This is a genomic window from Brevundimonas sp. PAMC22021 (genome assembly GCF_019443405.1).
Classification (GTDB): domain Bacteria; phylum Pseudomonadota; class Alphaproteobacteria; order Caulobacterales; family Caulobacteraceae; genus Brevundimonas.
On sequence record NZ_CP080376.1, the window covers coordinates 1,990,549 to 2,008,611 of the forward strand.

Genomic DNA, 18,063 nt, shown 5'->3' on the forward strand with positions numbered 1-18,063 from the left:
CGCTTAGGACGGTGAGACCCATCGTCACGGAGCCCCGGAATGACCAAGGCCGTCCTGTTCGCAACCGCCCTCTCCGCGCTGACCTTGGCCGCCTGCGGCCGACAGGAGCCTGAGCCCGCGCCCGCGCCGCCGCCGCCCGCGCCGATGACTGAACAGGCCGCCCTGCCCGCCGCCTCGGCCGAGCCCGCCGCCGCCGCAGCGCCTGCGCCGGTCGCCGCTGCTCCCTCGCCTGCGGCCGTGGCGCCCCCTCGGCCGGCTCGTCCCGCAGCGCCCGCGCCGCAAACCAGCGCCTCGCTGGACGCGTGCATGGAGGGCGCGAACACCACCATCCAGATGCGTGAATGCGCCGGCGCCGAGTTCAAGCGCCAGGACAACCGCCTGAACGCCGAATACCGCGCCGCCCAGGACCGTCTGACGGGCGCCCAGTTCACTGTTCTGCGCAATGAACAGCGGGAATGGCTGCGTCGCGGCACCGGCTGCCGCCAGGGCGAAGGCACCATCGCTCCGGTCGATTTCGCCCTGTGCCAGGCGCGCGAGACCGGCAGCCGCGCCGACTACATCGCCAGCTATCGCGGCTGATCGCGCCGGCCTCTTGCGTCGGCGCGGGCAATCGGTCGATCCTGAGGCCCGTCAAGGGCTGGCGGGAGGATCGGATGCTGGACGATGCGACGCCGCCGGCGAAGGAAAAGGCGAAAGGGGCGCCGCGTCACGGCGGGCACCGCGACCGCCTGCGGGAGCGCGCGGCCAAAGGGGGCCTGGGCGCCCTGCCCGACTATGAGCTGCTGGAGCTGCTGCTGTTCCGCAGCGTGCCCTACAAGGACACCAAGCCGCTGGCCAAGGACCTGTTGGCGCGCTTTGGCGGGCTGGAGGGGATCGGCGCGGCCAGCCACGAGGCGGTGGAGGACGTGGTCGCCCGCTCGCTGGGCTATCAGCCCGGCAAGGCCACGCGGGCGGTCGCGCTGGACCTGCAGCTGATCTTTGACGTCACTCGCCGGATCGCCAGGGAGCCGACGCAGAAGCGCACGGTGATCTCGTCCTGGTCGGCGCTCTTGGCCTATGTGCGCGTGGCGCTGCAGCACGAGCCGCGCGAGCAGTTCAGGGTGCTGTATCTGGACAAGAAGAACCAGCTGATCCTGGACGAGGTGCAGAACCGGGGCACGGTTGATCATGCGCCCGTCTATCCGCGCGAGGTGGTGCGGCGCGCGCTGGAGCTGTCTTCCAGCGCCATCATCCTGGTGCACAACCACCCGTCCGGCGACCCGACACCCAGCCGCGCCGACATCGAGATGACCCGCCAGGTGGTCCAGGCCGGCCTGCACCTGAACGTCGAGGTCCACGACCACCTGGTCGTAGGCCGCCACGGCGTCGCCAGCTTCAAGCAGCTGGGGCTGATGTAGCCGGGCATTAAGCTTTTGCAGCCATGCTGAGCGGCGAACGAGCCGAGTTTAGCCATGCCCATGTCCGCCGAAGCCCTGCACGCCGATCTGGCCGAGGCCTTTCCCGACGCCGAGATCGTCATCGACGATCTGGCCGGGGACGGCGACCACTATCGCGCGCGCATCGTCTCGGCGGCCTTCGCCGGCCTGTCGCGCGTGCGTCAGCACCAGCTGGTCTATGGCGCGCTGAAGGGCAAGATGGGCGGGGAGCTGCACGCCCTGGCGCTTGAGACCTCGGCGCCGTCCGGCAAGGAGGGCTGATCCCGATGCGCTATCGTCCGTTCGGGCCGTCGGGCGCGGCCGTTTCCGCCATCACCCTGAGCGTCGGCGCCGACATGCTGGCGCGCGGGCGCGAGGCGGCGATGTCGCTGCTGTTCGCCGCGCTGGAGCAAGGCATCAACAGCTATCGTCTGGAGACCGCCGATCCGGTGGTGGCCGAGGTGCTGGGCGAGGCCCTGTCGCACCTGGACCGCAAGCTGGCCTTGGTGTCGCTGACGCTGGGCGAGGTCGATCCCCGCCGGCAGGTGCGCGATTTCACCTCCGAAGGCATCACGGCCGCCGTGGACCGGGTGCTGCATTATTCCGGGCTGGGCTGGATCGACGTGGCGGTGCTGGACGCGCCGGGCGAGCATGAGTTGCGCTATGCCGGGCTGAACGCGCTGAAGACCATGAAGCGGACCGAGCGGCTGCGGCTGGCGGGCGTCGCCGGCGACGGCGAGGCCATGGACGCCTTTGTCTCGACCGGCGCCTTCGACGTGCTGGTGACGCCATGCAACGTACGCTCGGACTGGAAGGTGCGGGCCCGCATCCGCGCCGCGCGCGAGCAGGACATGATGGTGTTCGCCACGGACTATTTTCCGCAGGCGCTGCTGCGCGAGCCGGAGGGCGATATCTCGCCGGTGCGACGCGGCCTGTTCGGCCTGGGCGCGAAGGCCGCAGCGCCTTCGCCCGTGGGGCCGGACCCTTACGCCTTCTTGCGCCGCACCGCCCGCTGGACGCCCGAGACGATCTGCCTGGCGCACGCCCTGACCGATCCGGCCCTGACCAGCGTGATCGTGCGGGCTCAGGACACCGCCCACCTTGAGGCTCTGTCTGAAACGCCCGAGCGCGACCTGCCGCCGGGCCTGGCTGCACAGATGGAGATGGCGCGGGTCGACGCGGCGGCGTGACGCCGCGCGCCCTTGACCGGACCTCGGCCGGCGCCTAGCTGACGCGCAAACGAAAGGGTCACCCATGACCGACGCCACCCTCCAGTCGACCAGCCCGACTACCGACCCCGTCCACGCCTTTATCGCCTCCACGCTCGCCGAGCACGACGTGGTGCTGTTCATGAAGGGCACGCCGGACCAGCCGCGCTGCGGCTTCTCGTCGCTGGCCGTGCAGATCCTGGATCATGTCGGCGCGCCGTTCGTGGGCGTGGACGTGCTGCAGGACGAGACCCTGCGCGAGGGCATCAAGAGCTTCACCGACTGGCCGACCATTCCGCAGCTCTACGTCAAGGGCGAGTTCGTCGGCGGCTCGGACATCGTGCGCGAGATGTTCCAGGCGGGCGAGCTTCAGGCGCTGATGACCGAAAAAGGCGTGGCGCTCGGCGAGGCCTGACCCATGGCGCGGAGCGTGCTTCAGCCGCGCGAGGACCGCGAGGTCTTCGTCGTGCCGCTCGAGGTTCTGCCTGAGCACATCGACGCCAACGGCCACGTCAACAACGTCGTTTATGTCGGCTGGCTGCAGGATGCCGGCACGGCGCACTGGAACGCGCGCTTTTCCGAGGAAGACCGCAACCGCTGGTCCTGGGTCGCGCTGAGGCATGAGATCGACTATCTGCGCGGCATAGAGCCGGGCGCGCAGGGCGTGGTCGCCCGCACCTGGGTCGGCGCGCCGCAAGGGCCGCGCTTCAGCCGCTATGTGCGGATCGAGGACGCCCAGGGCCGGGTCTGCGCCCAGGGCGTATCGGAATGGTGCCTGGTCGATGCGCAGACGCTGAGGCCGCAGCGTATCCCGCCGTTCATGCTGGCGGTGTTCGACACGGTGGCGGCAAGCGCCTAGACGCCCCCTCCCCCTGGAGGGGGAGGGGGACCGCGCCCGGAGGGCGGGGTGGAGGGGGAAAGTCCCCCTACTTCAGCGGATTCAGCACCCGAACCTGTGCGCCCGCATCGAGCCCCAGGTCCGCGAAGGTCCAGCGCAGTTCGACGCCTTCGGCCAGTAGGGCGCGGCAATTGTCGGGCTTGGTGCGCTTCAGCGTGACCTCGGCCGGATCGCCATCGGTGACCCCAAGTTCGAAATCGGCCGCGCTGGTGCAGCCGTTGGAATCGACGCGCACCACAAGGGCGTCGCCCTCGATGCGAGCGGTGCGGATCGCCTCGGCGGGACGAGGCAGGGTGTCGGCCACGTGCACCGTGACGTTCTCGCCGCCGCTGCTGTCATAGACGACGCAGGCGGCCAGCATCGGCGCGGCGACCGCCACGGCCGCCAGACCTTTCAGCACGCGCGCGATCATTGGGCGGCAGGGGCGGTGACGACGCGCGTGGTGGGCTTTTCCGTCGAGATGACGATGCAGCCGCCCAGCAGCGGCGCGGAAACGGCGAGAGCGATGACGAGACGCAGCATTGGTGTTCCCCGTGGTTGAAGCGTTGCCGTCTTGTGACGCGGGCGATTTCGGAAAACACGTGAATAATCGGAAAGGCGGGGCTTGATCCGAACCGCAACCGGCATAGGTGCACAACCCTCCTCTCCTCCCGGATACGCAGTCATGAGCCAGCTCTTCTCGCCCGTCGCCATGGGTCCGCTTCAGCTGAAGAACCGCGTGGCGATCGCGCCCATGTGCCAATATTCGGCGGTGGACGGCCTGCCCCAGCCTTGGCACGTCCAGCATATCGGCCGGCTGGCGATTTCGGGCGCCGGCCTGACGATCATCGAGGCGACGGGCGTCGAGCCGGAGGGCCGCATCACGCCGGACGACACCGGCCTGTGGAACGACGAACAGGAGGCGGCCTTTGCGCGTATCCTGGCCGACATCCGCACCTATTCCGACCAGCCGATCGGCGTGCAGCTGGCCCATGCCGGCCGAAAGGCCTCGACCCACGCTCCGGCCAAGGGCGGCGAGGCGCTGGGGCCGGACGAAGGCGCCTGGGAGACGCTGGCGCCATCGGCCATCGCGTTCAAGGACGGCTGGCACACCCCCAAGGCCATGGACGAGGCCGACATGCAGCGGGTGACGGACGCCTTTGTGCAGGCGGCCCAGCGGGCGGACCGCGCGGGCTTCGACGTGGTCGAACTGCATGCCGCGCACGGCTATCTGCTCAGCGAGTTCCTGTCGCCGCTGTCGAACCAGCGGACGGACGAATACGGCGGCTCGCCCGAAAACCGGATGCGCTTTCCGATGCGTGTGGCGCAGGCGTTGCGTGACGCCTGGCCGCGAACCAAGGCGCTGGGCGTGCGCTTCAACGGCTCGGACTGGGTCGACGGCGGGATCGCGCTGGAAGAGGTCACCGCCTTTGGCCGGGCGCTGCACGAGATGGGCTACGACTATCTTCACCTGACGTCGGGCGGCAACGCGGCCAAGGCCAGCATCCCCGGTCGCGAGCCCGGCTATCAGCTGCGCTTCGCCGAAGCCGTGAAGCAGGCGGTTCCAGAGGCCCTGGTGATGGCCGTCGGCATGATCTTCGACCCGCAACAGGCCGAAGAGATCGTGGCGAGCGGATCGGCGGACATCGTGGCGATCGCGCGCGCGGCGCTGGACGACCCGCACTGGCCGCACCATGCGGCGGCGGCGCTGCACAGCGACGAGGACCTGCCGGTGCAATATTTCGGCGCGTCCAAGGGGCTGTGGGCGGGGTATCGGGGGTAGGTTCCCCCTCCACCACGCCCGCTGGGCGCGGTCCCCCTCCCCCAGAGGGGGAGGAGTTAGAAGCGGTCATTCCTCCCCCTCTGGGGGAGGGGGACCATGCGGAGCATGGTGGAGGGGGCCAGCCCCGGACGTCAGTCCTCGCCCACCATGGCGATCCAGGGATCGGCGGCGCCGGCCTCGACCTCGGCGACCTTGACCGCGGGCCAGCCGACCGAGGCCGTCGCGCTCTCGGTCCAGGCGGCGACCGTCCAGTCGCGCAGCTCGGCGGCCCCGGCGGCGAGACGCTCGGTCACGAAGGCGGCGCCGCGCGGGTCAGTCTCGTTGAATCCGCCCTGCTTCTCCAGCCGATAGAAGGGGATCACCATGCCGAGGGTGGTCTTCAAGTAGCCGACCGTGCGCGCCTTGACGTCAAAGGCGCCGCCTTGTGACGCGGGCATCGCGGCCTCGACCGCGTCCAGGCGCGCGATGCGGGCGGTGAAGGCGCCTTCGAACACGCCGTGGGTCTGGCGCGAGTTGGTGAAGCCTTCCGGGTTCGGATAGTCGCCCCAGCCGTTGTAGTGGATCGAGGTGTGGTGCGGCTGCGAGCCGTCGCCGACATAGTGCGCCAGCACGCCGAGGTCGCGCAGGATCAGCGCCTCGCGCCGCTCGCGGTCGACGCGGTACCAGGCCCGGCGTTCCATGTTGGTTTCGCGCGCCTCCTGCGCGCTCAGCACGCGCCAATAGGCGAAGTCGCGCACCAGCTGCTGCCAGCCGTCCATCATCGCATAGGGCAGGTAGCCGGCGTCGTCGACGTCGAGCCCGGCCTTCGTCAGGGCGGCGTCGTATTCCGATTTCAGGCGCGGCAAGGCGTCGATGCCGGGACCCTGTGCGGTCAGGGCGAAGCCGTTGTCGTCTAGGTCGATGAAGTGGGCGGTGTCGCGCTCGCGGTCATGCGGCTGCCCTGCGCCCTTCCAGCGATCCGGCTCGCGCGCCAGCTCGCCCACGTCGGCGATGGCGCCCGGACTGCGCAGAAAGGCCGGCAGGTCGGCGGGCAGCGCGCGCATGGCCGCGACCCCGATCAGCCGGTGTCCGCTCGATCCCCAGGCCTCCACCTGGGCGGCCGGAAGGGCCAGGACGACGGCGGCGACCGCCGCGGCGACGATGCGTTTCATGGGGTGATCCGATGCGCAAGAACAGGCGACCGCCTTAGCGGATCACAGCGCCCGCCTCCAGCCCGCGGCGCCCTGACGGTTTGCGCAGCGGGCGGAAGTGCTTAAGTTGGTTGGACTCCTTGCCCTTGTCCCCCGATCCAAGGCTCCACACCGGCAGGGAGCGGCGACCCATCCGGCGTCGTCTTGGTCGCCCCTGCGGCGCCCGTGGAGACCTGACCAGAAGGATACGCCATGCGCGCACAACGTATCGCCGCCGTTCTCTCTCTCACCGCCCTGACCGCCTCCGTGGCCGGCGCCACGTTCGCTCAGGACGCCGCCGCTCCCGCTCCGGCCCAGGAGGCCACGCCCGCCGCCGCCGCCGCACCGGCCCAAGCCGCGACCGGCGAGTTCACCGACGCGGAGCTGAAGTCCTATGGCGCCGCCCTGCCCCGCGTGCGCGCGGTGTCGCAGGCCTTGAACGGCGGCCAGCCGACGCCCGAGCAGACCGCCGAGTTGCAGGCCGCCGTCGCCGCGACCGGCCTGGCCACCGAACGCTTCAACGCCATCGCCCAAGCGGCGGCCAACGACCCCGTGCTGCAGGCGCGCATCGCGGTGGCCGCGGCGCCCGCCTCGGCGGCCGGTTCGGTCGGCGCCAGCGTGACGGAGGATGAACTGAGCAAGTTCGCCGCCGCCAACCAGCGCCTCGGCGCTATTGCCCAGTCGCTGAACGGCGCCCAGCCGTCGCCGGAGCAGGCCACGGAAATGCAGGGCATCGTGGCCGCCTCCGGCTTGGAGGTCGAACGCTTCAACGCCATCGGCCAGGCGGTTTCGCAGGACGAGGGCCTGCGCGCCCGCATCGCCCTGGCCCAAGCCCGTTCGCAAGGCGCGGCGCCGGCGCCCGCCCCAGCCCCGGCTCAGTAGGACGTCAGGACGTGAGTTCGTCCGCGTCGGCGACCACCGGCGCGGGCGGACCCGCCTCGTCCTCGTTCAGGACCCGGCCCTCGCGGCGAGGCGTGATATAGGGCGCCGGCTTCGGCGTCGGCATGTTGCCGCGCGTCAGCTGGGCTCCCGCCTTCAAGCCCCCGGTCAGCTGCAGGTCCAGCCGCGCCTCGTCGCGGCGACGCACGTCGCCGATGGTCAGGGCCGCCTCGCGTTCGTCCAGCCCCAGTTCCATCAGGGCGCGCTCGCCGAACTTCAGCGCCGACTCGAACGTCTCGCGCACCTGATAGTCGACCCCCGCCTGGATCAGGCGGATCGAATGCCCCCGATCATAGGCGCGCACCAGCACCTTGGTCAGCGGGAACTCCGACTTCACCAGCTCCACGATGTGATCGGCGACTTCGGGCTTGTCGACGCAGACCAGCACGGCCTCGGCCTGCTCGGCGCCCGAGGCGCGCAAGGTGTCCAGCCGCGATCCGTCGCCATAATAGACCTTGAAGCCGAAGGTCGCGGCGGCCTGGATCATCTCCACGTCGTTTTCGATGATGGAGACGTCCACGTCGCGCGCCAGCAGCGGCTGGGCCACGACCTGAGCGAAGCGGCCAAAGCCGATGATCAGCACCTGGCCGCGCAGGCCGTCGGCGGCGTCCACATCGTCGGCGTCATCAGCCGTCAGCGGGCGCTCGGGCGTGAACCGCCTGAGCAGCAGGGTGGTCAGCGGCGTCAGCGCCATCGACAGGATCACGATGGCCGACATCATGGCCGCGACGCGTGCATCGAACAGGCCGGCGGCCAGCGCCGCGCCATACAGCACGAAGGCGAACTCGCCGCCTTGCGCGAACAGGGCCGAGCGATCGACCGCCTCGCGGTGCGTCGCCTTGAACAGCCGCGCCACCCCATAGATGCCGGCGGCCTTGACCACCATGAAGGCAAGAAGGCCGCCCAGCACGATCCGCCAATCGGCGACCACCACCGCGAGGTCCAGGGACATGCCGACGCTGAGGAAGAACAGGCCCAGCAGAATGGCGCGGAACGGCTCGACGTCGGCCTCCAGCTGATGCCGGAACGACGATTCCGACAGCAGCACCCCGGCCAGAAAGGCGCCCATGGCCATGGACAGGCCGCCCAGGCTCATGGCCCAGGCCGCGCCCACGACGACCAGCAGGGCGGCGGCCGTCATCACCTCGCGCCCGCCGTATTTCGCCAGGAGGCGGAACAGCGGATTGACCAGCCAGCGTCCCGCCGCCAGCACCCCGGCCACCGCCGCGAGCGCAAAGCCGACCGTGCGCCACAAGGGCGGCGCGGCCTCGTGCGACACGCCCGTCACGCTGGCCAGCACCGCGACGATGGCCAGCAGCGGCACGATGGCCAGGTCTTCGAGCAGCAGGATGGACACCGCGCGCTGACCCGGCCCGCCGGCGAGCTCGCCCCGCTCCTCCAGCATCTGCATGATCACGGCTGTGGAGGACAAAACGAAGCCCATGGCGGCGACAAAGGCGACGGGCGCCGCCACGCCCACGGCCATGGCGGTCAGGGTCAGCAGACCTCCGCAAACCAGCACCTGAGCGGCGCCAAGCCCGAAGATGTCATGACGCAGGCTCCACAGACGCCGGGGCCGCATCTCCAGGCCGATGATGAACAGGAATATGACCACGCCGAACTCGGCGACGTGCAGAATGGTCTCGGGCTCGCGGAACAGGCCCAGGCCAAAGGGGCCGATGGCCAGCCCCGCCGCCAGATAGCCCAGCACTGAACCCAGGCCGATCTTGCGAAAGATCGGCACGGCGATCACGCCGGCCGCCAGCAGCGCCGCCGCCGCGCCCAGATCCAGTCCCGCCGTCGCCTCGGCCATGGCGCTCTCCCGCTACAAGCTGAGCGGTGAAGGTGGGGCGCCGTTCGCCAATTTGCGAGCCTTCTGACGGAGGGTTGTTTCGGACATGAAGAAACCCCTCCGTCTCGCCGACCATCGCCGCCGATCCACCTCCCCGCCGCTGAAGCGGCAGGGAGGAGAGCTATACCTCCGACCAGCGGCGCAGGAGGTTGTGATAGACGCCGGTCAGTTCGATCACGGCCTGGTTCTTGGGGCCCTTGTCGGCCGCGACGCGCTGGGTGGCCACGTCCAGGCGGAACAGCGTCTCGCGGTCGGCGTCGTCGCGCACCAGGCTTTGCAGCCACATGAAGGAGGAGACGCGGGCGCCGCGCGTGACGGGGGTGACGCGGTGCAGGCTCTTGGAGGGGTAGAGCACCAGGTCTCCGGCGGGCAGCTTGATCGACTGCTGGCCGTACATTTCCTCGATGATCAGCTCGCCGCCGTCGTAGTCTTCGGGCTCGGACAGGAACAGGGTGGCGGACAGGTCGCTGCGAATGCGCAGGCCGTCGCGACCGCGTTGGCGGATGGCGTTGTCGACGTGCAGGCCGAACTCGCCTCCGCCCTCGTAGCGGTTGAACAGCGGGGGAAAGATCGTGTGCGGCAGGGCCGCCGCCACGAACATCGGATTGGCGTGGAGCGCCTGGACGACGAGGGCGGACACTTCCTGCGCCTCGGCGCTGTCCTCGGGCAGTTGCCGGTTGCGCTTGGCGGTGGCGGACTGGTGGCCCGAGGTCATGTTGCCGTCGGCCCATGGACCGGCGTCGAGCCGTTCGCGCAACGCACCGACTTCGGCCTTGGTGAACACTTCGGGGATGTGCAGCAACATGGCGGCGCTCCGTCTCAGGCGAACGGCCCCGCCCGGATGGGACAGGGCCGTCTGGGCAGCTTAGGCTCCGGCTGCGCCTGTTAGAAGCGCAGGTTCAGCGTCAGGCTGGCCGAGCGACCGGGCGCCGGGTCGGCGTGGTGGATGCCGTTGGTGCGCAGGATGTAGCGCTCGTCGCCCACGTTCTGCACGTTCAGCTGAAGCGACGCCCGGTCCGTCACGTCGTAAGACGCGAAAGCGTCCACGCGGGTGTATTCGGGCGCATAGATACGGTTGGCGCCGCCGCCCGCCCCGCCCTGGTTGCCGCCAAAGCTGTCGGACACATAGTAGACGCCGCCGCCGAGCGTCAGCTTGGGCAGCAGACGATAGGTGGTGAACAGGCTGGCCGAATGTTCGGGCGTATTGGCCAGCGGCAGGCCCTCAAAGGCGTTGGGGACGACCACCGGCGGCGTGCCCGCGGTGGTCACCGCGCCCCGCACCAGCTCGGAGTCCTGCCAGGTGTAGCCGCCGAACACCTGCCACAGCGGGGTGATGTTGCCGGAAACGCCCAGCTCGATCCCCTGCACCTCGACCTCGCCCGCCTGTTCGAACACGCCGACGTCGACCAGGATGGCGGCGTTCTTGCGGGTCAGGTGGAAAGCGGCGGCGGACAGCGCCAGGCGGTCGCCGAAGACGTTGGCCTTGGCGCCGATCTCGAAACTTTCGCTCTCTTCCGGATCAAGAATGGTGTTGGCGAGGTTGCCCGCGCCCTGCCCGTTCGTCGCCGTGTTCTGGTCGCCGGTCGAGACCGTCGGCGGCGTCGAGGAGGTCGCGTAGGAGACATAAAGGCTGGAGGCCTCGGTGGGCTTGAACACCAGGCCGGCCTGGTAGTTGACGAAATCCCACTTGCGCTTGGGAACCGGCGTGCCGGTGATCACGCCGGTCCCGGCCGCCTGGGCCAGGTTGGTCCCCTCGGTCTGGTAGCTATCCCAGCGCACGCCGAGGTTCAGCAGGATGCGGTCGGTCAGCGAAATGCTGTCGAAGGCGTAGGCGCCCACGGTCTGGGTCACCGCGCGGCTGGTCGGTCCGCGGACGATGGTTCCGGTCCAGGGATCGTCGGGGTTTGGCGCATACAGCGGCGTGCAGTCAAAGCCGGTCAGCGGCGCGGGACACGCCGTGCCGCCGGTGGTCGTGACCGTATAGCCGGCGTTGCGGTTCGTCTCGCGCGTCAGCTCGAGGCCGACATCGTAGCTGTGTTCGATCCCGCCGGTGGAGACCTTGCCGAACACGTCGGTGACGTTGGCCAGGGTGCGCGCCGGGTTCCAGCGGTTCTTCAGCCCGCGCTTCATCCACCAGGTGTCGCCGACCAGCACGGCGTTCCCGCCGTCGCCGGGATTGGTGACCACATAGTCGTTCAGGGTGTTGGACAGGCGGCTGACGTTGCGGATGGTCACCGCGTCGCTGAACCGGTGGGTCCAGTCAAAGGTGAAGCTGTCCACCCTGTTGTTCAGGAAGTCGCGCGCCTTCAGGCCATAAAAGGCGCTGTAATCGACATCCAGCACGCCTGACGGATCGGGACGATCGGCTGTGGCGCCGCCGCGCTTGGTGTAGAGCGGGATGCCGTAGTCGGGCATCTGGTTGCTGTCGAGGTGATAGTAGCTGGCGACCACCGTGCTGTTGGTCCCCAGACCCGCCGCGAACGACAGGGCCGCGCCCCACTTGTCGTAGTCCACGGCGTTCCGGCCCGCCACGTCGCCCGAGGCGCCCATCAGGTTGAGACGCAGGGCGGCCGTCTCGCCCAGCGGCATGTTGTGATCGACCGTGCCGCGCAGATAGTCGTCCGTGCCGACGCCCGCCGAGACATTGGTGAAGGCGTTCAGCTTGGGCGACTTTGACGACAGGTTGATGCTGCCGCCGCCGGAGCCGCGGCCCGAATAGACCGAGTCCGGGCCTCTGATGACCTCGACCTGTTCGAGATTGAAGACCTCGCGTTGCTGGCCGCCGGTGTCGCGCACGCCGTCCACGAAGATGTTGTTGCCCGAGGACTGACCCCGGATGAACGGCCGGTCCGCCAGCGGCTGACCGCCCTCGCCCGCGCCGAAGGTGATGCCCGGCGAGGTGCGCAGCAGGTCCTGCAGCGAGGTGGCGGCGGTCTGTTCGATGATCGCCTGCGGAATCACCGTGATGGAGCGCGGCGTGTCGACCAGCGGCGCAACGTACTCCGGCGACTGCGGCGCGGGCCGGCGCACCTGGCCCGTCACGTCGATGGTGCCGAGGTTGGTCGACTGCTGGACCACGTCTGCCGTGACGACGACCTCCGGTTCCTCCGCCATCGCGGGGGCGGCGCACAGCATGCCGGCGGCGCTGGAGGCGAACAGAAGCGCGCGAAGGGAGGCGGCGCGGGAATCGGACATTGCGGCAGGACCTTGGCTGCGAGATTGCGATGCGGTCGCAATATCACCACCCCCTATCGACGCAATAGCTTCTGCGAATAAATCTCAGTTGCGATGCTGAATGGTCACGCTTGCAGCTTAGGCGGCGACGGACTTCATCGAGACGCTGGGGTCGGCGAGACGTGCAGGATCGACGGCCGCGTGCTTTCCGATCAACTGCTTGCCCGCCATGAATTCCGGCGGGGCGTTGACGGCCTCGACGCAGACGATGCGCGCGCCCGACAGGTGGAAGACGGCGAAGGTGGATGTGCCCGGATCGCCGCGCACGATCTGCCGATCGGCGTTCAGGGGCAGGCCGGCGATCTGCAGCTTGAGATCATACTGGTCCGACCAGAACCAGGGCGCCTCCGGCGCCGGTGCAGGCCGCCCGACGATGGCGGCGGCGGCCTGTTTGGCCTGCTCCAGGGCGTTGGGCACGCTTTCCAGCCGCCAGGACACGCCGCCCAGCGCCGGGATCGGCCGCCTCGTCATGTCGCCGATGGCGAAGATGGCCGGATCGGTCGTCCTCGCCTGTTCGTCCACCACCACGCCGTTATCGCAGGCGAGCCCCGCCGAGATCGCCAGCGCATCGCAGGCGACGGCGCCGATCCCGATCAGCACCGCATCGGCCGCGATCTCCGATCCGTCCGCCAGCGTGACCCCGTGTGACGCGACCGCCGTCACCTCGACCCCCGTCCGGATGTCGACGCCCTCGGCGCGGTGACGGGCGGTGAAGAAATCCGACAGGGTCTGCGACGCGACGCGTGCCAGCACGCGCGGCTCGCGCTCGATCACCACGGCCTGCGCGCCCAACGCACGCGCCGAGGCCGCCGCCTCCAGCCCCACATAGCCGCCCCCGACCACGGCCAGCCGCTTGCCGGGCCCCAGCACGGCCTTCAGCCGCTCGGCGTCCCGCAGCGTGCGCAGTTCCAGAAGCTCGGGATGGTCGCCGCCCGGCACAGGCAGCTTTCGCGCGGTGGAACCTGTCGCCAGGATCAGGATGTCGTAGGCCTCACGCGCGCCGTCGGCGAAGGCCACGGACTTGGCCTCGGCGTCGATAGACACGGCGGTGACCGACCGGCGGAAGTCGATGCGATGCTCGGCGTAGAAGCTCTCCGGGCGCAGCAGCAGGGCGTCGAGGTCCGCTTCGCCCTTTAGCCAGGCCTTCGACAGGGGCGGGCGCTGGTACGGAGGCGCGGCCTCTTCGCCGGCCAGCACGATGTCGCCTTCCAAGCCATACTGCCTGAGAAAGGCGGCGGCCGATCCGCCCGCATGGCCCGCGCCGATGATCACAACCTTGGTCATGAGCGGTAGATAGAGCGGCGGGTGGCGGGTGGCGAGCGCCTTCTCCTCCCTGTTCACGTAGCGAATGGGGAGGTGGATCGACGGCGCAGCCGGCGAGACGGAGGGGTTCTTTGTGTCGGACGCAACCCCTCCGTCATGAGGCTTCGCCTCACGCCACCTCCCCATCGCCGGTGGGGAGGAGAGTTGTCCCGCAACTCGCCCTTGACCGTTCCATTGTTACAGCATAATGGAACACGCTATGCCGTCCTCCCCCGCCCGCGCAGCCCTGTACGACGCCATCCTGTCGCTGAAGACGCGTCAGGAGGTGGAGGCGTTCATGGCTGACCTGTGCACGCCGGCCGAGCTGCGCGCCTTTGGCGAGCGGTGGCAGGTGGCGCGGCTGCTGGATGACGGCGGCAAGTCCTATCGCGAGATCGCCGCCGAGGCGCACGCCAGCCCGACAACCGTGGTGCGCGTCGCGCGTTACCTGAAAGACATGCCGCATCAGGGCTATCGCCTGGCGCTGGACCGGCTGAAAGCCTGAGAGTTTCGTGAAATGAGCACTGTTCAGGGACGGCTTCGCATCGCCGTCCAGAAATCCGGCCGTCTGGCCGACCGCAGCCTCGACCTGATCCGCGACGCGGGCCTGAAGTGGGTCAAGGGGCACAACGACCTGCTGTACCGGGTGGAGAACTATCCCATCGACCTGCTGCGCGTGCGCGACGACGACATACCGACCTTTGTCGCCGACGGCGTCTGCGACCTGGGCATCGTCGGCGAGAACGTGCTGGAGGAAGGGCGCAACGGCGGACGCGACGCGGAGATCGTCATGCCGCTGGGCTTCGGGCGCTGCACGCTGAAGATCGCGACGCCGCCGAGCTTGGCGTACGAGGGTCCGGGATCGTTGGAAGGCCTGCGGATCGCCACCTCCTATCCCGCCATCCTGCGCCGGTTCCTGGAAGACAACGGGGTGGGGGCCGACATCGTCACCATGCGCGGTGCGGTGGAGGTGGCGCCTCGGCTGAAGCTGGCGGCGGCCATCTGCGACCTGGTTTCGACCGGCGCGACGCTGGAGGCCAATGGCCTCCAGGCCAAGGACACGGTGCTGGAAAGCCAGGCGGTGCTGATCCGCTCGCCTGTCGCGCCCGAGCCCGAGCTGACCGAACTGCTGGACAGCGTGATCGAGCGGATGAGCGGTGTGGTGTCCTCGCAAGGCGCCAAATATGTGATGCTGAACGCGCCGGTGGCGGCGCTGGACCAGATCACCGCGCTGTTGCCGGGCGCCGGATCGCCCACGGTGATGCAGCTGTCCGGGCGCCAGGATGCGGTCGCCGTCCACGCCGTCTGTCAGGAGGCGGTGTTCTGGGAAACGCTGGAGAAGCTGAAGGCCGCCGGCGCCTCGGCCATCCTGGTCCTGCCCATCGAGAAGATGATGTGATGAAGCGCATCGACTGGACCAGCCTGGACGCGGCCGGACGCCGCGAGGCCCTTGCCCGCCCCGCGCGGCGCACGGCCGGCGATGTGACCGACGCCGTGCGCCGCATCATGGACGACGTGCAGGCGCGCGGCGGCGCGGCGGTGATGGAATGGGCGGTGAAGCTGGACGGCCACGCGCCGCGGCGCATCGCCATCACGCCGCAAGCGGTGGCCGAGGCGCGCAACGCCCTACCGCCTGCCGACACCCGCGCCATCCGCATGGCGGCCGAGAACGTGCGCCTGTTCCACCAGGCGACCAAGCCGGAGGACACGCCGTTCGTGGAGACGACGCCCGGCGTGCGGTCCCGGCTGGCGTGGCGGCCGATCGAGCGGGCTGGCCTTTACGTTCCCGGCGGCTCGGCCCCCCTGTTCTCGTCGCTGCTGATGCTGGCGATCCCGGCCCAGGCGGCCGGCGTGACCGAGCGAGTGGCGGTGACCCCGCCGTCCAAGGATTGCGGCGTTCACCCGGCCATGATCCTGGCGGCGGCCGAAAGCGGGCTGGACGCCCTGTGGCTACTGGGCGGGGCCCAAGCCATCGCGGCGCTGACCTTCGGCTGCGAGCTGGACGACGGCGTCATCGAGCCTTGCGACAAGCTGTTCGGCCCCGGCAACGCCTATGTGGCCGAGGCCAAGAAGCAGGCGACGGCGCTGCCGGGCGGACCGGCCGTGGACATGCCGGCGGGACCGTCGGAGCTGATGGTCATCGTCGATCGCGACGCCGCGCCCGAAATCGCCGCCGCCGACCTGCTGAGCCAGGCCGAGCACGACGCGGACGCCCAGGTGATCCTGGTCTCCACCAGCCGCGCGACCATCGACTATATCCTGACGGAGGTGGAGGCGCAGGTCTCGACCCTGCCGCGCGAGGCCATCGCGCGGGCGTCACTGGAAGAGGCGCGGGCGGTGCTTGTCCGCGACCTGGACGCCGCCTGCGAAATCGCCAACCTGTACGGCCCCGAACACCTGGCGCTTCAGGTCGATGATCCGGAGGCGCTGATCCCGTCGATCCGGGCGGCCGGCGCCGTGTTCGTGGGGCGGCACGCGGCGGAAACGCTGGGCGACTACGCCGCCGGCCCCAGCCACGTCCTGCCGACCGACGGCGGCGCGCGAACGCTGGGCGGGGTCACGACCGCCAGCTTCATGACGTCTATGTCGGTGCAGATGGTGACCGACGAGGGCGCGCGGGCGCTGGCCCCGATCGCGGCGCGCCTCGCGCGGCTGGAGGGGCTGGAGGCCCACGCCCGGGCGGCGGATCTGAGGGCGGCAGGATGATGGTCTTGAGCAGCATGCAGGGACCGGCCCCCTCCACCGCCTGCGGCGGTCCCCCTCCCCCAAGGGGGGAGGAATGCAGGCCCAAAATCCTCCCCCCTGGGGGAGGGGGACCATGCGAAGCATGGTGGAGGGGGAGCGCGCTCGATGACCCTGCCCGCACCCTTTGCGCCGTTGGTGTCCGGCGGCGACGGCCTGGAAAAATACCCGGACGAGGCATCCGCTCTGCGCGCGCGCATGGCCGAAATCTATCGCGTGGCGCCCGGGCAGGTGCTGCTGGTGCGCGGTCTGACGCATGGGCTGGAGCTCGTCTGGCGTCTGGCGGCGCGGGACGGCGGATCGGTGCAGGCGCCCGCGGGCGAGCCGTTCGGCTGGCTGTCGACCGTCTATCCGGCGCGCGGCGACACCATCGCCACCGTGATCCGCGCCTTGGGCTCGCTGGAGGCGGTGACGGAAATGGCGCAGCGGGTCGCGCCCGCCCTGCTGGTCGTGGACGAAGGTCTGATCGAGTTTTCGGACGCGGGTTCGGCCGTCGCCCTGATCGCCGAGCAGCCGAACCTGGTGGTGCTGCGCAGTCTGTCGCTGGCCTATGGCCTGGCGGGGCGCGCGTCGGGGCGGCGGTCGCCCAGCCGGAGACCCTGGCGCGGCTGGCCGGCGTGCTCGAGCCCTACGCCCTGCCCGAGCCGCTCGTGCGACTGGCGATGCAGGCGCTGGATCCGTCGCGGATGCTGGAGACGCAAGCGCGGATCGGGGCCGTGCGCGCCGAGCGCGAGCGGCTGTCGCGCGAGATCGGCCGGATCATGCCGGTGGAGCCGGGCGTCGGTCCCATCCTGGTGGCGCGTCCTGAGGATGCAGCGGCCGTGCTGGCCGACCTCAAGGCCTATGGCGTCGAGGCCGATCTGACCGGCGACCGGCTGCGGCTGCCGGTGTCGCTGAAGACGGACGCCAACGACCGGCTGCTTGCGGCGCTGGGACTGGCGGGCTCGAATCGGCGCACCGCCCGCACCGGACAGGCCGTGCGCGACACCAAGGAGACGCGCATCGTCTGCGCCGTCGATCTGGACGCCGCGGGGCCGGTGGCGATCCACACCGGTGTCGGCTTCTACGACCACATGCTGGAGCAGATCGCGGCGCACGGCGGATTCTCGCTACGGCTGTCGTGCGAAGGCGATCTGCACACCGACCCGCACCACACGATCGAGGACAGCGCCATCGCACTCGGCCAGGCGCTGAAGCAGGCGCTGGGCGAGCGCAAGGGCATCGCGCGCTACGGCTTTGTCCTGCCGATGGACGAGGCGGAGGCGAAGGTTTCGATCGACCTGTCGGGACGGCCCTATCCGGTGTTCGAGGGCGCGTTCGAAACGCCCTACATCGGCGACTATCGCACCGACCTGACGGCGCATGTGTTCCGTTCGCTGGCCGAGGCCATGGGCGCGGCGGTGCACATCTCGGTCACGGGCCAGGACGACCACCACAAGACGGAGGCCTGCTACAAGGGCTTCGGCCGCGCGCTGCGTCAGGCGATCCGGGTGGAGGGCGATGCGGTGCCGTCCACAAAGGGGGTGCTGTGAAGGAGGTCAC

Annotated in this window: 19 protein-coding genes; 13 read left to right on the top strand and 6 right to left on the bottom strand. The window is 69.9% G+C overall.

Features of this window, described 5'->3' with window-relative positions:
* Positions 1-39 precede the first annotated feature (39 nt).
* The 6 genes from KY493_RS09770 (at position 40) to KY493_RS09795 (ending at position 3,482) form a co-directional block, all read left to right on the top strand.
* On the top strand, positions 40-579 hold the full coding sequence (locus KY493_RS09770) for a lysozyme inhibitor LprI family protein (protein WP_219896161.1): 540 nt from the start codon (positions 40-42) through the stop codon (positions 577-579).
* A gap of 74 nt (positions 580-653) precedes the next feature.
* On the top strand, positions 654-1,397 hold the full coding sequence (radC, locus tag KY493_RS09775; protein WP_219896162.1) for a DNA repair protein RadC: 744 nt from the start codon (positions 654-656) through the stop codon (positions 1,395-1,397).
* 54 nt (positions 1,398-1,451) lie between these two features.
* Entirely contained in the window at positions 1,452-1,697 is a 246-nt protein-coding gene (locus KY493_RS09780; RefSeq protein WP_219896163.1) for a BolA/IbaG family iron-sulfur metabolism protein, read from the top strand.
* Between the two features lie 5 nt (positions 1,698-1,702).
* Positions 1,703-2,605 (top strand): oxidoreductase, encoded by a 903-nt coding sequence (locus tag KY493_RS09785; protein ID WP_219896164.1) that lies wholly within the window; start codon positions 1,703-1,705, stop codon positions 2,603-2,605.
* Between the two features lie 64 nt (positions 2,606-2,669).
* On the top strand, positions 2,670-3,038 hold the full coding sequence (grxD, locus tag KY493_RS09790; protein ID WP_219896165.1) for a Grx4 family monothiol glutaredoxin: 369 nt from the start codon (positions 2,670-2,672) through the stop codon (positions 3,036-3,038).
* 3 nt (positions 3,039-3,041) lie between these two features.
* A complete protein-coding gene (locus KY493_RS09795) occupies positions 3,042-3,482 on the top strand; it encodes a thioesterase family protein (RefSeq protein WP_219896166.1) in 441 nt (146 codons plus the stop codon).
* 67 nt (positions 3,483-3,549) lie between these two features.
* On the opposite strand, the gene KY493_RS09800 is transcribed toward KY493_RS09795, so the two are convergent.
* Complete coding sequence (locus tag KY493_RS09800) at positions 3,550-3,921, bottom strand: hypothetical protein (RefSeq protein ID WP_255567855.1); 372 nt, start codon at positions 3,919-3,921, stop codon at positions 3,550-3,552.
* Between the two features lie 264 nt (positions 3,922-4,185).
* Between KY493_RS09800 and KY493_RS09805 the strand changes: the two genes are divergently transcribed.
* Complete coding sequence (locus KY493_RS09805) at positions 4,186-5,283, top strand: NADH:flavin oxidoreductase/NADH oxidase (protein WP_219896168.1); 1,098 nt, start codon at positions 4,186-4,188, stop codon at positions 5,281-5,283.
* 131 nt (positions 5,284-5,414) lie between these two features.
* Here the strand turns inward: KY493_RS09805 and KY493_RS09810 are convergent, their stop codons facing one another.
* Positions 5,415-6,434 (bottom strand): S1/P1 Nuclease, encoded by a 1,020-nt coding sequence (locus KY493_RS09810; RefSeq protein WP_219896169.1) that lies wholly within the window; start codon positions 6,432-6,434, stop codon positions 5,415-5,417.
* Between the two features lie 231 nt (positions 6,435-6,665).
* Between KY493_RS09810 and KY493_RS09815 the strand changes: the two genes are divergently transcribed.
* Complete coding sequence (locus KY493_RS09815) at positions 6,666-7,334, top strand: DUF4168 domain-containing protein (protein WP_219896170.1); 669 nt, start codon at positions 6,666-6,668, stop codon at positions 7,332-7,334.
* Positions 7,335-7,338: 4 nt separating this feature from the next.
* Here the strand turns inward: KY493_RS09815 and KY493_RS09820 are convergent, their stop codons facing one another.
* The 4 genes from KY493_RS09820 to KY493_RS09835 all read right to left on the bottom strand — a co-directional run bounded on the left by KY493_RS09820 (position 7,339) and on the right by KY493_RS09835 (position 13,761).
* Positions 7,339-9,204, bottom strand: a complete 1,866-nt coding sequence (locus tag KY493_RS09820) for a monovalent cation:proton antiporter-2 (CPA2) family protein (protein ID WP_219896171.1) — start codon at positions 9,202-9,204, stop codon at positions 7,339-7,341.
* Positions 9,205-9,364: 160 nt separating this feature from the next.
* A complete protein-coding gene (locus KY493_RS09825; RefSeq protein ID WP_219896172.1) occupies positions 9,365-10,048 on the bottom strand; it encodes a Fe2+-dependent dioxygenase in 684 nt (227 codons plus the stop codon).
* A gap of 80 nt (positions 10,049-10,128) precedes the next feature.
* Positions 10,129-12,438: a TonB-dependent siderophore receptor gene (locus tag KY493_RS09830; RefSeq protein WP_219896173.1), complete on the bottom strand. Its 2,310-nt coding sequence runs from the start codon at positions 12,436-12,438 to the stop codon at positions 10,129-10,131.
* A gap of 117 nt (positions 12,439-12,555) precedes the next feature.
* Complete coding sequence (locus tag KY493_RS09835) at positions 12,556-13,761, bottom strand: NAD(P)/FAD-dependent oxidoreductase (protein ID WP_219896174.1); 1,206 nt, start codon at positions 13,759-13,761, stop codon at positions 12,556-12,558.
* Between the two features lie 238 nt (positions 13,762-13,999).
* Between KY493_RS09835 and KY493_RS09840 the strand changes: the two genes are divergently transcribed.
* The 5 genes from KY493_RS09840 (at position 14,000) to hisB (ending at position 18,053) form a co-directional block, all read left to right on the top strand.
* Positions 14,000-14,284 (top strand): YerC/YecD family TrpR-related protein, encoded by a 285-nt coding sequence (locus tag KY493_RS09840; protein WP_219896175.1) that lies wholly within the window; start codon positions 14,000-14,002, stop codon positions 14,282-14,284.
* Positions 14,285-14,296: 12 nt separating this feature from the next.
* On the top strand, positions 14,297-15,178 hold the full coding sequence (hisG, locus tag KY493_RS09845; protein ID WP_219896176.1) for an ATP phosphoribosyltransferase: 882 nt from the start codon (positions 14,297-14,299) through the stop codon (positions 15,176-15,178).
* A complete protein-coding gene (hisD, locus tag KY493_RS09850; protein ID WP_219896177.1) occupies positions 15,178-16,485 on the top strand; it encodes a histidinol dehydrogenase in 1,308 nt (435 codons plus the stop codon). Before hisG ends, hisD begins: the two co-directional genes overlap by 1 nt.
* A 144-nt stretch (positions 16,486-16,629) precedes the next feature.
* Positions 16,630-17,385 (top strand): hypothetical protein, encoded by a 756-nt coding sequence (locus KY493_RS14510; RefSeq protein ID WP_255567856.1) that lies wholly within the window; start codon positions 16,630-16,632, stop codon positions 17,383-17,385.
* Positions 17,283-18,053 carry an imidazoleglycerol-phosphate dehydratase HisB gene (gene hisB / locus KY493_RS14515; RefSeq protein ID WP_255568131.1) on the top strand — a complete coding sequence of 257 codons (771 nt, stop codon included), beginning with the start codon at positions 17,283-17,285 and terminating at the stop codon, positions 18,051-18,053. Before KY493_RS14510 ends, hisB begins: the two co-directional genes overlap by 103 nt.
* Positions 18,054-18,063: the final 10 nt, after the last annotated feature.